The organism is Pseudomonas monsensis, from assembly GCF_014268495.2.
GTDB classification, from domain to species: Bacteria; Pseudomonadota; Gammaproteobacteria; order Pseudomonadales; family Pseudomonadaceae; genus Aquipseudomonas; species Aquipseudomonas monsensis.
This window is the reverse complement of record NZ_CP077087.1, coordinates 395,992-411,543: the sequence shown is the minus strand read 5'-3', so window position 1 is coordinate 411,543 and position 15,552 is coordinate 395,992. Positions and strand designations below refer to the sequence as shown.

The 15,552-nt window shown below is 62.9% G+C and carries 12 protein-coding genes; 1 reads left to right on the top strand and 11 read right to left on the bottom strand.

The window, feature by feature from the left end; all coding sequences use genetic code 11:
- Positions 1-3 precede the first annotated feature (3 nt).
- A complete protein-coding gene (locus HV782_RS01780; RefSeq protein ID WP_186748085.1) occupies positions 4-2,187 on the top strand; it encodes a lipase family protein in 2,184 nt (727 codons plus the stop codon).
- A gap of 135 nt (positions 2,188-2,322) precedes the next feature.
- On the opposite strand, the gene HV782_RS01775 is transcribed toward HV782_RS01780, so the two are convergent.
- The 11 genes from HV782_RS01775 to HV782_RS01725 all read right to left on the bottom strand — a co-directional run bounded on the left by HV782_RS01775 (position 2,323) and on the right by HV782_RS01725 (position 15,495).
- Entirely contained in the window at positions 2,323-2,820 is a 498-nt protein-coding gene (locus tag HV782_RS01775) for a GNAT family N-acetyltransferase (protein ID WP_186748084.1), read from the bottom strand.
- Positions 2,821-2,831: 11 nt separating this feature from the next.
- On the bottom strand, positions 2,832-4,928 hold the full coding sequence (locus HV782_RS01770) for an efflux RND transporter periplasmic adaptor subunit (protein WP_186748083.1): 2,097 nt from the start codon (positions 4,926-4,928) through the stop codon (positions 2,832-2,834).
- Positions 4,929-6,248 carry an efflux RND transporter periplasmic adaptor subunit gene (locus HV782_RS01765; protein WP_186748082.1) on the bottom strand — a complete coding sequence of 440 codons (1,320 nt, stop codon included), beginning with the start codon at positions 6,246-6,248 and terminating at the stop codon, positions 4,929-4,931.
- The gene (locus HV782_RS01760; protein WP_123470355.1) at positions 6,245-7,021 is read right to left on the bottom strand and encodes an efflux RND transporter periplasmic adaptor subunit; all 777 of its coding nucleotides are present in this window, start codon (positions 7,019-7,021) and stop codon (positions 6,245-6,247) included. Before HV782_RS01760 ends, HV782_RS01765 begins: the two co-directional genes overlap by 4 nt.
- Before the next feature lie 276 nt (positions 7,022-7,297).
- Positions 7,298-8,860 carry an efflux transporter outer membrane subunit gene (locus tag HV782_RS01755; protein WP_186748081.1) on the bottom strand — a complete coding sequence of 521 codons (1,563 nt, stop codon included), beginning with the start codon at positions 8,858-8,860 and terminating at the stop codon, positions 7,298-7,300.
- The gene (locus tag HV782_RS01750) at positions 8,857-9,927 is read right to left on the bottom strand and encodes an HlyD family secretion protein (protein ID WP_186748080.1); all 1,071 of its coding nucleotides are present in this window, start codon (positions 9,925-9,927) and stop codon (positions 8,857-8,859) included. Before HV782_RS01750 ends, HV782_RS01755 begins: the two co-directional genes overlap by 4 nt.
- A 26-nt stretch (positions 9,928-9,953) precedes the next feature.
- Complete coding sequence (locus HV782_RS01745) at positions 9,954-11,492, bottom strand: MFS transporter (protein ID WP_186748079.1); 1,539 nt, start codon at positions 11,490-11,492, stop codon at positions 9,954-9,956.
- Between the two features lie 219 nt (positions 11,493-11,711).
- Positions 11,712-12,629 carry a LysR family transcriptional regulator gene (locus tag HV782_RS01740; RefSeq protein ID WP_186748078.1) on the bottom strand — a complete coding sequence of 306 codons (918 nt, stop codon included), beginning with the start codon at positions 12,627-12,629 and terminating at the stop codon, positions 11,712-11,714.
- Positions 12,630-12,828: 199 nt separating this feature from the next.
- Positions 12,829-13,695 (bottom strand): ABC transporter permease, encoded by an 867-nt coding sequence (locus HV782_RS01735; RefSeq protein ID WP_128615455.1) that lies wholly within the window; start codon positions 13,693-13,695, stop codon positions 12,829-12,831.
- Positions 13,696-13,715: 20 nt separating this feature from the next.
- On the bottom strand, positions 13,716-14,576 hold the full coding sequence (locus HV782_RS01730) for an ABC transporter ATP-binding protein (RefSeq protein ID WP_186748077.1): 861 nt from the start codon (positions 14,574-14,576) through the stop codon (positions 13,716-13,718).
- Positions 14,577-14,598: 22 nt separating this feature from the next.
- A complete protein-coding gene (locus HV782_RS01725) occupies positions 14,599-15,495 on the bottom strand; it encodes a TauD/TfdA dioxygenase family protein (RefSeq protein WP_123470344.1) in 897 nt (298 codons plus the stop codon).
- Positions 15,496-15,552: the final 57 nt, after the last annotated feature.

The window sequence follows — 15,552 nt, the reverse complement described above, 5'->3', positions numbered from 1 at the left end:
CACATGACGTCACTTGATAAGGACCTGCAATCACCGCTCAACAGCCGCCTGCTGAGCTGCCCGGCACAAGGCAACTGGAGCAGTTTTCAACTGGTCGATGAGTTTGGCTCTGGGGAAGCTTATGGAGGATTGGCCTATGTTGCGGTCGATTCGGAGGGGCAACTATTCAATGGATACCTTGATATCAACGGTGTTGGCAAAGTCGACAACTATTGCGCAGGCCCGATTGCGTTGCGTTTCGAACAGGCTTACGAGGCTCAGGAAAAAGTCTATCTACGCGTAATGGAACGCCCCCACTACCCCCTGAAAATCACCGAACTCCAGGTTCGTGCCGAACAAACCCGTTACCGCAATCCGGACGCCACCCGTAACCGCGAACAACCCGTTACGGACGGCGACGAATACATCCAGGTAGAGGTGCGCCATCTGGTCCGGCATGTCGCTCATCTGCCGCCCGAGGTCTATCGCCACTACCCCGCCAACAGCGGCCTGTCAGCGATCATGGGCAAGCATGCACAGGTCGGCGTCGCCCTGGCCTCGCGCAAACACTCGGTGCTGGAAGTGCGTGCATTGCGGGCCTTGCGCCCGATGCTGTCGACGGCGCCGGAGTTCTGCGCACTCAACCTTTACCAACTGGCATTGATGGCCACCCTGAGTTACTGCCCTTTTGGCCAGAAACCCGCCACCGCGCCGATCAAGGAACCCCGGGTCACCTTCCCCACACAACCCAGCGTGGGCAACTGGTTCGCCGATGCCCTGGCCAAGTCCGACGAGTTGTGGCGCGTCGACGCCGCGCAAAGCACAGCCTATTACCCCCTGTATGAAGACGTGGCGTATTCCAGAAGGCTGGAAATCGTGCCGTTCGATCCGGCGCTGTATGAGGTCAATGATCCGGCTCTTGGAGAGGATCAGGAGCACCCAGAGAAGATCCACTTTCTCGACGACAGACTCCTCGGGAAAGAAGCGACCGACACCCAGGCGTTCATCACTCACAATGACGAACTGATCCTGATTGCAGTGCGTGGAACCTTAGAGATCATTCCTGACGGGTTGCGCGATGCCGATGCATTACAAGTGCCGTTCGAAGAAGGAGAGGGTCAGGTCCACCGCGGTTTCTACCAAGCAGCAAAAAAAGCCGCAGCTTTCGCAATTAGCTATCTAGACCGATTCTACGCCGGCCAAAAACTACTCATCTGCGGCCACAGCCTCGGCGGTGCAATCACCCTGCTGCTCGCGGAAATGCTGCGCCGCAGGTCCGAAGACTACAACATCCAGCTCTACACCTACGGCGCCCCCCGCGCCGGCGACACCGTCTTCATCAAAGCCGCTGCCCCGCTGGTGCATTACCGCATGGTCAACCACAACGACCCGGTGCCCAGCGTGCCGGGCAGCTGGATGAACACCAAGACCGGGGTCTACGGGGCGGGCGCGGCGCTGATGTTTACCAATGTGCCGGTCGGTCTGTCGGTATTCGTCGCGGGCATTACCAACTGGACGGGGGAAGCCTATGCCCACCACGGCACCCTGCATCACGCCATGCCGGTGGAGTTCGGGCGTCAGCAGGTGTCTTCGATCCTGTGGGAGCCGGGCTGCGACACCATCACCCAGCACGCCGCGTGCACCGTCGCGCTGCAGCAGAAAAACGGCCTGCCGGATCGTCCGGGCTTGTTACGGCAAATCTTCAACGCCGGGCATCACTCGATGGTCGGCGGCTATGTCCCGGCGTGCTGGGCAGCCTTGCGCCGTTGGCAGCAGGCCCATGAAGCGAATCGCACGCGGGTCACCGACCGCGAGTTCGAATGGGTGGACGAGGCGCTGCTGCGCATTACCCGGCAATTACGCGCCGCCCGCAAGGATCTGCTGGCCCGGCCAGCGGCCTACGTGCGCACTCAGGAGCGTACGATCGAGGCGATCAGCCACGAAGTCAGCCGCATCGAGACCACCCATGGGCGCCTGAGCGCTCTGCGGTACAGACGGGTCAGGGCCACGGACGTCTATGGCCTGTTCGCCGCACAGCCGGAGCTGCTCGCCGAAAGCGTGCAACGCTGGCGCGCGCACCCGGAAAACCTCAAGGAAGAACAACTGGCGCAGGCACCGGACAACGCCAGCAACGATGCGCTGCTGACCTCACTTTACGGGCATACGATTGGCGCACCGCATACGCTCGATATCGACTCGATCATCTAACGCAACCTCACCTTCAACTGACTGCACATTCCCTTGTAGCGAGCCTGCTCGCGAAAGCGTCCTGTCAGCCAACAACGATGCTGGATGAACCGCCGTCTTCGCGAGCAGGCTCGTTCCCACAGGGTTTGTGCAGGCCTAGCCCTGCGGATACCAGACCAGCCGCTCCGCCGCAGGATTGCTTTGCTCCACCGCGAAACCCAGGGCCAGGTAATGCCGGCGCGCATGCGGGTTGCTGGTCCAGACCACCGTCGCCACCGGGCAGCGGATCTGTTGCGCAGCTTTCTGCACGCCTTGCAGCACAGCGCGGCCAAAACCCTGGCCGCGGGCCTGCGGGACGAAGGCCAGGTACAGCACGCGAATCTCGTTGGGGCCGAAATCGGTGCTGAGGGCACCGATCGCCGTGCCGAGTTTTTCCACCACGTAGTGCATGGCGTTGGGGTAGTTGTCGCCCATGCCCTGTTCCTGCACCTGGAACTGCTGGGCGACCACTTGCTGCACCTGTTCCGGCTCGCCGTCGATCCACTGCAGATCCGGCCGCGCGGTTTGATACAGGCTTTGTAGAAACGGCCCGTCGGTTAGCCGCGAAGGTCGCACCACCAATCCTTCTGCCGCCACTGCTGCGTTGTCCGCCATCGTGCTCTCCGTTAGAAACCGCTTTCCCTGACCCCCAGCGCCGCCATCCGGCGCCACGCCACACCGAGCAACGACTCACCGTTGCCCTGCACCACCACCACGCCGCGCAATGGCTGCACCGGCGTCGCTGGCGCATCGACAGCGCTCAGGCGCACGCCGTACTGCGCCTGCACCGGTTCTGCGCGTTGCTGTTGATCGCGGCGCACGGCGATCGGCCCGTGGTGATCGGAGGTCAGCGCCTCCTGATCGACATAGGCCACGCCGTTGCTGTCGATTTCGTTGAGTTGCACGGCGAGCGCCGGGTGCATTGGATCGTCTGCAATGAAGCGCCCGCTGGCCCCCGGTTTGACTCGCCACAATTCGGATTCGGCCAGATAACCGCGCAACCGTGTGCCGTCTTCAACCACTCGCGCCAGCGCATCATGGGTCGACAGCCAGCGCCCGGGCGTCAGGTTCGGCAGCAGATCACGCACACGACCGGCATGCGGGGCACGCAACAGCAGACGTTCACGCTGAGCGCTCAGGCCGCGATATTGCGCCACCGCTTCGGCCAGTTTCTGCTCGATGATACTGGCGTCGGCGGCGGTTTCGCTGCGGCCGGCCTGACGGCGCATGAGCAATTGCTGGATCTGGATTTCCCGGCGGACGATGACCAGTTTCGAGTCGAGATCCGGGGATTCGAGCTCGATCAGCACATCGCCCTGGGCGACCGTTTGCCCGTCTGCAACCTTTACCGATTTCACCCGCGCCGACGCCGGTGCGTGCAGGGCACTGGCGCGCCCGGCCTCAAGCATCGTCGGCAATTCCACCGAACTGCGCCACGGCACAATCAGCACCAGCAACAGCCCGAGCACCGCGAGACTGCTGAGCAGCACCCGTGGACCGTGTGCCTGTTCGCGGCGGCTCCACCACTGGCGCCACTCACTCATGATCGGCAAGAAGATGAACCACACCAGTTCCACCAGCATCAGGAAGATCCCCAACACCTTGAAGAACAGGTGATAGACCGCCAGCGCGATCCCGAAAAACAACGCCGCACGCCACAGCCACGAGCCATACCCCCAGATCAGCAAACGCCGTTGCATCTTCGGCGACCATGGCTCCGGCGCCGGCGCGCCATAACCGAACAAAAATTCGCGCAAACGCCAGCGACATAAGGCGAAGGCCCGGCCCTGAAGGTTGTCGACTTCCCACAGGTCACTGAGCAGAAAATAGCCATCAAAGCGCATGAACGGATTGAGATTGACCACCAGCGTGGTGATCCACGTGGCGCTGGCGAGCATGAACGCCGCCGTGCGTCCCGGGCCGTCGGGCAACAGCGACCAGGCCAGCAGCGCGATACACGCCAGCAGCAGTTCCGCGAGCACCCCGCCAGCGCCGATCAGCAAGCGCGCGCGACGGTCATTGACCCGCCAGGCATCACTGACATCGGTGTAAAACATCGGCAGCAGCACCATGAACGCCACGCCCATGCTCTGCACCCGACACCCGGCGCGCTTGGCCATGAACGCATGGCCGAATTCGTGGCACAGCTTGGCGAAGAACAAGGCCACGCCAAACGCCAATGCACCGCCGAGGCTGAACAGGTGCGGGAAGGTGCCGACAAAACGCTGCCAGTCCCGCGACACCAGAAACACCCCAAGGCCGAGGGTCGCCGGCAAACCGTAGCGCAACAAACGCGGACCGAAGCGCTCCAGCCACGGCCAGGCACGGTTGAGAAACGCGTCGGGGCGCCACAGCGGAATGCGGAAGAACAGGTATTGATGCAGCAGGACTTGCCACAGGCTCTGCTTCTGCGCCAGAGCCTTGAGCCGGTAGCTGGCGCGCTGCTGATCATCCATGGCGCTGATCAAATCGTGCCCACGGAGAAACCCCAGCAACTGCTCAAGCTCATCGCCGTCCAGCGGCAGGCCCGGCTCGCGATTGGCTGCGCGCAAGACTTGCTCGGCGTCGCCCAGCGACCAGTGCCGCAACAGACGCATCGCCGCCGTACCGAGCTTGAAATAGCGACCGCGCACCGGATCGGCGAGGGTCCAGCGCGGTGAACCGTCCAGGGCCGGCGCCGCGGGCGACAGTTGCAGATCGGCACGCAGGCTCGGCAGGTTCATTTACAGGCCCACGCTCTGGCGCAATCCGGCCAGGGGTCGGCGCAACAGATACAGGGCCAGCGGCGCACGATCGCCAAAGATTTTTGCCGTGCCGCGCAGGCCGATGCGCGGTGGCGCGTCAGCGAAACTGGCGTCGAGCCGATACGCCAGTTGCCCGCCCGCTGTCGGCTGCGCCTCGTAGGCCGAGCGCTCCAGCGTGGCGAGATGGCGCTTGAGCGGATCGCTGTCGAGAAACAGTGAGACTTCAGCACCCGGCGCCAGCGCAATCGCATCACCCACTGCCAGTTCGATACGCAGTTCAGCCTGATTCGGGTCGGCGATCTCCATCAGCCGTTCGCCGGTCTGCACCGGTTTGCCGGTCAGGCGCTCGGCATCGGCGAACACCGCAATCCCGTCGCGTTCGGCACGCACTTCGCTGCGCGCCAGTAACTCGCGGGCGTAATCGCGCTCGGCACGTTTTTGCTCGGCACGGGCGGCGAGCAAATCGACCTTGGCGCTCGACTCGGCATCGGCAAACGAACGTTGTGAATTGGATTTCAACTCCGCTTCGGCCACGCCCAAGGCGCGCTCGGCGACATCGGCCTGGGCCTTGAGCGTGGTGCTTTCAAAACGCAGCAGCACGTCGCCGGTTTTCACCGCCTGATTGGGTTTGACCAGAAACTCGGCAATCACCCCATCCAGCGGCGCCGCCACCACACGGCCGCCCAGCGGCACCACTTCGGCCGGGGCCAGCACCGATTGATGCACCGGGATCAGCAAGCCGAGCAGCAGTACCGCGAGCAGCGCCACCTGACGCTTGCGCGTCCAGCGCAGGCGCCACGGCTTGCGCGGTTGCAACGCCAGCCAGGCATGACTGTAGGTGTCGCCGAGTTGCGACAGCAGGACTTGTTCGGAAGGATTCCACGGCACATCGCGGGCCAGCCACAACCCGCCGAACACTTGTCCGTCGCGATCAATCAGCGGCAACCAGAACACTTGCGCGGCGGACAGGCTGCGCCAGTCAGCCTGAATGCTGTCGTTGAGCAGTTCAGGAGCAATCACCCGTGCCTGCTTCAGCACATCCTGTTTGAACAACTGCGCCACGGCCTGTTCGACAAATGCCACGAACGGCGCATTCGGCTCGACGGCGCTGACGCCGGTCACGGCCTGCACTTTGCCGGCGATCAACAGTGCCGCATGACGGAAGCCGAACAGCGACTGACCGTCATTGACCAGGCTGTAGGCCAGTTGCGAGGTATCGTGAGCGGCGCGGGTCTGGCGTTCGAGGTCGAGAAAGCGGGCGAACACCTGTTCGGCGCCGCCGCTCACCGGGGCGTTCACTTCAGCTCCGGGAAACGTGCGGTGCCGCTCATGCCGGCCAACAAGCCTTTCGCTTCCGGCAGTGTTGCTACCAGCAACAGTGTTTGACTGCCTTCGTCGATACGCGCGCCAAGGCGTTTGACCGTGGCAGCGATCGGCTGCCCGGTTTCATCGGGCACGAAACTGAAGGTCTGGCCGGGCTTGAGCTTCGCCATCCAGCGCGATGGCACCAGCAAATGAATTTCGAGGGTGCGGTTATCCACCACATCGAGCAGCGGCGCGCCGGCCGACACGCTCTCAAAGCGCTGCACCTTGCGCTCGACCACCTGCCCGTCGAACGGCGCGATCACGCTGCAGCGTTTGACCTGCACCTGATACACCTGGGATTGCGCCTGGGTCTCGCTGACCTTGGCCTCGGCCCGCGCCACTTCGAAACGCCCGACGGAATTGAGTGCGGCCAGTTGCCTGTTATGCGCCAGTTCTTCACCGGCACCACGGCTGGCCGCCTGCGCCGCATTGAGTTGCGCCTGATAGGCCGAGCAATCGAAACGTGCCAGCGTGTCGCCCTTTTTGAACGACTCACCCTCGCTGAACGGCAACTCGACAATCCGCCCGGACAATTCGCTGGCCAGCACGGCCTGATCCCGTGCGCGCAACACACCGCGCGCCTCACTGCCGGAAGCCTGCGCAGGCGCTCCGTTATCCAGCAGCGGATCGTCTGCACCGGGCGTTTGCGCCTGAACTGCACACGCCACCAAGGTCAATCCCACAACCCAACCACGAAAACGCCGCATAACCGCTACTCCCTGTCGGATGTGCGGAGTCTACGACAGCAGAGGTTAGCGTCAAGCGAAAGGCCAGCATTGCTCTGAAATGTGATGCTGCAAAAGAGCAGACCGGTTCGAGTTTGTTTAAACGCCGCAGGCTCGCGCTCTTGTCCTGCGAAACGTAGAGACGCTTTCGCTCGCGCAGAAAAGAAAGGAACGGTAGACAAAAGCTCTCCAAGAATAAGGTGCGGCGTATTCTCCATCTGTTCCCGCTTCGCGTCCCCACCCCAAAAAAACCTGCGATCAAGCCGGATTATTGGTAGCGACTGCTGCCGGATACACCGACTCCCATCCCCCACCCAGCGCCTTGTACAACCCGACCATGGCCAGCGAAACGCCGGTCGAACTCTCGACCCACTGCTCCTGCGTCGCCAGCAACGCACCTTGCACGGTGAGGACATTGACGAAATCGACCACGCCTTCGACGTATTGCTGTTGCGCGGTGCGCAGGGCGATCTGGTTCTGGCGTACGGCTTCGGCGAGGCTGTCGCGGCGGCGTTGGCTGGCGTTGTAAGCCGTGAGTTGATCGTCGATTTCATGCCAGGCACGCAGCACGGTTTGCTGGTAGGCGATGGCCGCTTCCTGTTGTTGGGCTTCGCGCAGTTGCAGCATGCCGCGCAGGCGTCCGCCGTCGAACAGCGGCAGGCTGAACTGCGGGCCGATGCCGAACGCGCGTGAGCCCCAGGAGCCGAAATCACTCAGTTGCATGGCTTGCGAGCCGACGTTGCCGGACAGGGTGATACGCGGATAGAAATCGCCCTTGGCCACGCCGATGTTGGCGGTGGCCGCGTGCAGGCGCGCTTCGGCCTGGCGGATGTCCGGGCGACGCTCGGCAAGCTGTGACGGCAGGCCGATGGCGACTTGCAGCGGCGACTGCGGCACGGCGGCGTCTGTGGATAACGCCTTGGCCAAGGCTTGTGGCGGTTCGCCGATCAACAGGCTGATCGCATTGATCAGTTGCGACTGGCGCTGTTCAAGCGCGGGCAGACGCGACTCGATGGCCGCGACTTGCGCGGCGGCTTCGGCGACGTCCAGATCGGTCGCCACACCATCGTTCAGGCGCAGTTGCGAGAGTTTCAGGCTGTGCCGGGCGACATCGAGGTTCTGCTCGGTGACCGCGCGAGTGTTCTGCACGCCGCGCAGCTGGATGTAGTTCTGCGCGGTGTCGGCAAGGACCGCCAGCAACACACCGCGACGGTCGTTTTCGGCGACCTCGAGACTGGCGTCGGCGGCTTCGGTTTCGCGGCGCACGCGGCCCCAGACATCCAGTTCCCAGGCGGCGGAGAAACCGGCGTCCCACAGGTTGAAAGCGGAATCGCCGTTGTGCCCGGACGGATCACTCAAGCCTGCGCCGCTGTTGCGTTTGCGTGCGTAACTGCCGGTGGCGGCGGTGTTCGGATAGCGATCCGCACTGATCACCTGGCGGGCAGCGCGGCTTTGTTGCAAGCGGCTGCTGGCCAGTTGCAGGTCGAGGTTGCTCTTCATCGCCCGCTGCGTGAGGGCCGAGAGCTGCGCATCATGGAAAACGTCCCACCAGCGTTCGGTCAGCGGTTCACTGACTGCCTGGCTGGGGGCGGATCTGGCGGGTTTGGCCCAGTCGGCGATTTGTGTGGCTTCGGGCTTGTGGAAGTCCGGGCCGACGGTGCACGCGCTGAGGCTTACTGTGAGCAAGACACTCAAGCCGAGCTGCTGGCAAGCCTGCTCCCACAGCGATCTCTGTTTGAAGCGAGGATCCTGGACAGCCTGCACAATCCCTGTGGGAGCTGGCTTGCCAGCGATGGCGCCAGCCGATTCAACAACATTCATCGCTGAGTCACCTCGCGCTCCGCCGGCGCCGAACTGCGTGTATCAATGCTCGCCTCCACCGACATCCCCACCCGCAAGCGCTCGGCCAATGGCTGGCCCGGTTCCAGCAGGATTTTCACTGGAATCCGCTGCACGACCTTGGTGAAGTTACCCGTGGCGTTGTCCGGTTTAACCGCCGCAAAGGTCACGCCGGTGGCCGGCGCGATGCTCTCGACGCGTCCACTCAGCGCTTCGCCGCCAAGACTGTCGACGTGCACCTGCACGTCCTGCCCGGGCTGCACGTCGGTCAGTTGGGTTTCCTGAAAGTTGGCGACCACATACGCCTGCTTCAACGGCACCACTGCCAGCAACTTGCTGCCCGGCGTCACATAGGCGCCAACGCGCACCGCGCGCTCCCCGACCATGCCGTCCTGCGGGGCGGTGATGCGCGTGTAGGAGAGTTCGAAACTGGCAATTTCCAGCGCTGCCTGCGCATGTTTCAAACTGCCTTCGGCGGCATCGCGCTGCGCCGTCAGAATCTCCACCTGCTTGCGCTCGGCGGCCAGTTTCGCGCTGGCGGTATCGAGCCGTGCGCTCGCCTGATCAATACGGGTACGCGCCTGTTGCGCGTTCTGCACCGTGCCGGCGCCGACACCGGCCAGATGGTTGTAGCGATTGAGTTCCTGCTGCGCGAAAGCCATTTGCGCCTTGGCCGAGACCACCGAGGCCTGGGCCTGGGCGATCACCGAGGTCTGCCGTTCCAGCGTCGCCCTGGCGTTTTGCAATTGGGCGCGGGCGACCAGGGTCTGCGCGTCGGCGGCCTCGGCGGCGGCGCGCAAATCACGGTCATCGATCAACGCCAGCAACTGCCCGGCCTTGACCTGCTGGTTGTCTTCCACCAGCACGTCCTTGATGAACCCGGCCACGCGCGGCACCACCAGGGTGTAGTCGGCAGAGACGAACGCATCATTGGTGTTCTGCTGAGTACGTTTGCCGAACAGGCCTGGCATCGCCAGATACATCAGCACGCCGACCGCCAGTGCGGCAGCCACGGCCACCGCGAGTTTCTGTTTTGCTTGAGTCGTCATAAAAACCTTCTGTTTCAGTACAGCCGTCAGGTCGGTGCGCGCGGCGGGAAGATCCGCGTCGGCAGCCAGAAAATCAGCAGGATCAGCGCCACTGCGACGCCCGCCATGCACACATAGAGGTCGGACGAAGTCAGCACCACGGCCTGTTCGTGCAGGCGATGGGCGAGCCCCGGATCGCTGCGATCAGCCAGAGGCGAATTGCCAAGGCTGTCGATCAACATGGTCGAGTGGAAATGCAGGCGCGCCGTGGTCAGCGCTTCGATCACACCGGTGGCGACCACCGCCGCCAGGCCTTTCACCGTGTTGAACCACGCGGAGGCGAACGGCCCGTCCTGCGGCTGGATGCTGCCGGTGGACAACATCAACAGCGGCAGCACCGACATCGGCTGACCGAAGATCTGCAACCACTGCAGGAGGTAGAAATTGTCGCGAATCCACTCCGAGGTCAGCAGCGAGCCGCCCAGGGAGGACAGCGTCAACAGGCTCAAGCCGATGCCAAGCACCCAGCGACAATCGACCCAGCGCAGGTTGCACAGCGCCGCCACCAGCGGCAGCGCGAGCAACTGCGGCAAAGCGGCGATCAGCATGATCGGCGCGGTCTGCACCGGGCGATAACCTTGTACCTGCGCCAGATAGCTCGACGGAATCAGCACCACGGCCTGCAACACCACCAGCACCCCGGCGAGGGTCATCAGTGCGAACGACAGGTTGCGGATGCCGAGCATCTGCAGCTTGAAAAACGGAATCGGCTGCGACCACTCATTGATCAGAAACGCCACCAGCAACAGCGAGCCGGCGCCGAGCAAACCGCAGATCAGGTCCGACTCGAACCAGTCCAGCCGGTTGCCCTGGAGCAAGCCGATCACCAGCATGCAGATCGCCGGAAAACCTAGCAGCAGGCCCTTCCAGTTGAACGTCTTGAGGCGCTCCAGGCGCAGCGGGTCCTGCGGAATGCCCCAAGCGATCATGGCCATGGCAATCAGGCACGGCACGATGATTTGCCAGAACGTCCATTGCCAGCCGACGTATTCACTCCATAAGCCGGCCAGCGGCGTGCCGAGGCCCGGGCCGAACGTCGCCGTGAGCGCGTAACCGGCCAGGCCATACAGTTTGAAATTGGCCGGCAAAAAGCGCAGGGCCACGGTCATCAGCATCGGCGGCAACGCGCCACCGGCCAGCCCTTGCAAGGTGCGCATCAACAACAGGCTTTCGTAGTCGGGGGCGAACGGGCACAGCAAGCCGAGCAACGTGAACAGACTGATCGCGCCGAGGGTGAAACGGCGCAGCGAAAAGGTCACCGAGCACCACGGTGCGAACGCCATCGCCGCCACCGAGGTCGCGGCGTAGCAGGCGACCAGCCAGGTGCCTTCGTCGTAGCCAATGTTCAGCGCGCCCCGGATATCGGCGAGCGCGACTTTGGTCACCATCTCGTTAAGACCCGAGACCAGCACAGCCAGCAGCACACCGACCAGACCGGTGATGATCCGCGCGCCGAACAGCGGTGGCGTGGCCGCCGTCGCCGGACTGGCCGCAGCGATGGGCGCCGGAGCCGTCAGGGAAGTCATGAATGCACACTCCGGAGGGAAAAATACCGGAGCATCTTAGTCGGGCTTACTACTGACGAAAATTGACTTATTGGCAGGATATAAGTGCGTCAGACACAACTATTTCACTGTAGGCGTGAGCCTGCTCGCGATGGCGCCGTTTCGGTCGATATTTTCGCCGACTGATACACCGCTGTCGCGAGCAGGCTCACGCCTACAGGGTTCGTGTGGTTTTCGGAATCAGGGCTGGGCGGCCAGCCAGGTTTCGTCGCAACAGGCCTTGAGCGTCTCGCGCAGCCAGCGGTGCGCCGGGTCCTTGTCGAAGCGCGGGTGCCAGGCCTGGGTCAGCATCAGCGTCGGCAACGGGATTGGCAGGTCGAATGAGCGCAGCTTCAGACCCAGTCGGCGCACACTCAGCAGCGCTTCCTTGGGCACCGGCAGGATCAGGTCGGAATCAGGCAAGGCAAACATCGCCGCATGGAAGCTCGGCGCGATCACCGCCACCCGCCGCTCCAGCCCCAAGGCGTTCAGCGCAGTATCAATCGGGCCACGGGCAATGCCACGACGCGACATGCTGATGTGGGAGAAACCGGCATAACGCTCGGCGGTGATTTCGCCGTCGAGCAACGGATGGTCCTCACGCACCAGACCGACAAAATGCGTGGAGAACAGGTTCTGCACTTTGACTTCCGGGGTCACCGGCCGGGTATTGCTGACACTCAGGTCGATCCGCCCTTCGCGCAACGCTTCATCGTCGCCGTCGCCTTCCGGGACAAAGCGTAATTCGCAATGCGGGGCCTGCTGGTCGAGGGTGTCGAACAGTTTTCCACCGTACACACCGACGAAAAAGTCGTTGGCGCGGATGCTGAAGCGGCGGCGCAGAGTGCCCAGTTCGACGGCGTCTGCCGAGCGGAACAGCAGCGCGGCGTGTTCGACCACATCGCGCACCTGCTCGCGTAATTCCAGGGCTTTGGGTGTGGGCACCAGGCCACGGCCGGCGCGCACCAGGATCGGATCGCCGATGGCTTCGCGGATGCGCGTCAGCGTGCGGCTCATGGCCGCCGGGCTGAGGTTCATCCGCCGCGCGGCACCGACCACGCTGCCCTCGTCGAGCAAGGCGTCGAGGGCGACCAGCAGGTTCATGTCCGGCAGTTGCATACTGAGCACTCGTGGCTGATCAGGATTGATCTGCGCGCAATGCTAGCAAACATCTTTTAAGTAAGGAGGCGCCCGACAGGACGCCATCGCTGGCAAGCCAGCTCCCACATTGATTCAGGGAGCTCACAAAGTCTACGGCCACCGCAAAACCTGCGGGAGCTGGCTTGCCAGCGATAGGGCCAGCCGCAACGCCACAGAATTACCGCTGCATCCCCCACCGCTTAACGGTCACCCGCTCCAGCGTATCGAAAACCAGATTCTCAACGAGCAACCCGATCAAAATCACCACCGCCAACCCGGCAAACACCTTGTCGGTGTACAGCTCATTGCGATTCTGAAAGATGTACCAGCCCAACCCACCCTTGCCACTGGTCGCACCAAACACCAGTTCTGCCGCGATCAATGTGCGCCAGGCAAACGCCCAGCCAATTTTCAGCCCGGCAAGAATCGACGGCAGCGCCGCCGGGATCAGAATAAACAGCACCAGTCGCAAACCCTTCAAACCGTAATTGCGCCCAGCCATGCGCAGAGTTTCCGAAACGCCGAGAAACCCGGCATAGGTGTTCAGCGCGAGCGCCCACAGCACCGAATGCACCAGCACGAAGATCAGGCTGTTCTGCCCCAGGCCAAACCACAGCAGCGCCAATGGCAATAAGGCAATCGCGGGCAACGGATTGAACATCGAGGTCATCGTGCTCAGCAGATCACGGCCCAACTGCGTCGATACCGCCAACGTGGTCAGGGCAAATGCCAGCACGATGCCGATCAGATAACCCTTGAGCAACACCACCAGCGATATCCACACCTTGGCCAGCAACTCGCCACTGAGCAGGCCGTCGAACAGCGCATGGCTGGTTTGCAGGAAACTCGGCAGCATCAGGTCATTGTTCTGAATCCGCGCGACCACTTCCCACACGACAGCGAGCACAATCAGGATCAGGCCTTTACGCAGCCAGCCCTGTTGCCACAGCTGCGTGCCGAGGGACAACTCGCGCTCGACCGGCACTTCGGTCAGCGGCTCCAACTTGATTTCGAATTCTTCACGCACGGATGATGAATGGCTCATCGGGTAGTCCTCCTGGCCGCTCAATAAGCGATGCGAATGTCGTTGAAGTCGTGGTCACGCTCGGTTTCCGGCGACTGGCCTTCATCGAACAGCAAGCGATGAATGCGCCGCGCCGATTCCTGAAACGCCACGCCGCCAAGGCTTTGCAGATCGTATTGATGGCTGTGCACTTCAGCGCGCACCCGCCCCGGGTGGGGTGACAGCAGCAGGATGCGATTGCCGACCACCAGTGCCTCTTCGATCGAGTGCGTGACGAACAGCAAGGTGAAGCGCACTTCTTCCCAGAGCAGCAGCAATTCTTCCTGCATCTTGCGCCGGGTCAGTGCATCCAGCGCGGCGAACGGCTCGTCCATCAAGAGGATTTTCGGCTGCATCGCCAGCGCCCGGGCAATCGCCACCCGCGCCTTCATGCCGCCGGACAACGTGTGTGGATAAGCATCGGCGAACGCCGCCAGGCCAACTTTTTCCAAATAGTGCAGCGCGCGTTCTTCGGCTTCTTTCTTCTTCAGAGTGCGCGACGCGAGGAGCGGGAACATCACGTTCTGTTTGACGGTTTTCCACGGTGGCAGCTGATCGAATTCCTGAAACACCACAATCCGGTCAGGGCCCGGTGCATCGACGCGCTGGCCTTGCAGACGGATCTCGCCTTCGCACGGTTGAATGAACCCGGCCACCGCTTTGAGCAGGGTCGATTTGCCGCAACCGGACGGGCCGAGCAGCACGTAGCGATCGGCCGGGTCGATTTCAAAACTGACCTGGTGAGTGGCGCGCACCACGCGTTGCGGCGTGCGGTATTCGAGGCTGACGTTGTCCACTGCCAACAACGCTTCGCTGCGAGCGATCGGGTTGCTGGCCGCGTGGCCTTGCAAGGGAGCGTTCATTATTTGATCAATCTCCGGCGAATCAGAAAGGCGCGTCGCCCTGAATGGTCGTGCGATACAGCTTGCGGCGCAGATGCGCAGGGCAACCGGCGGCGAGGTGGATCAGCGAACGGTTGTCCCAGAACACCATGTCGTGGGGCTGCCACTGGTGGCGGTAGATGTTTTGCGGCAGCACGCTGTGGGCATAGAGCTCGGCGAGCAGCTGCTTGCTCTCGTCTTCCGGCAAACCGACGATGCGCGTGGTGAAACCTTCGCTGACAAACAGCGCCTTGCGGCCGTTTTCCGGGTGGGTACGGACGATCGGGTGCACGACTTCGGCGACCTGGGCCAGTTGCTCCGGGGTCAGCGTCGGACGCCAGTTACCTTCGAATTTGGTCTCGCTGTAGCGCGCCGTGTAGGAGTGCGCGGCCGAGCGACCTGCGACCGCTTTGCGCAGCGCTTCAGGCAGGTGGTCCCAGGCTTTGTGCATGTCGGCGAACAAGGTGTCGCCGCCCTCGGACGGCAGTTCTTGCGCGTGCAGCATCGAGCCAAGGCTCGGCAGCTCTTTGTAGGAGAGGTCGGAGTGCCAGAACTTGCCGGCATCGCCGAGGCCGATGTTCTGGCCGTTTTCGACGATGTTGGAAACGATGAGGATTTCCGGGTGATCCGCCAGCAGGAACTGCTTGAGCACGTGGATCTGCAACACGCCGAAACGGCGGCTGAAGTCGATCTGCTGTTGCGGGGTGATGCGCTGGTCGCGGAACACCACAACGTGGTGATCCAGATGCGCGCGGTGAATGCGGGCGAAGTCCTGGTCGTTGACCGGGCGGGTCAGGTCCAGGCCGATGATTTCGGCACCGACGGCACCGCTGAACGGACGAATCTCGAAGGTTTGCGGCGCGGCAGTCGCGGCGCTTGGGGTGGCAGTAGCTGCGGACATCTTTCAATCTCCCACGCACGACGCGCTCACGGGCGCGCTCGTCGATCAGACACTCAC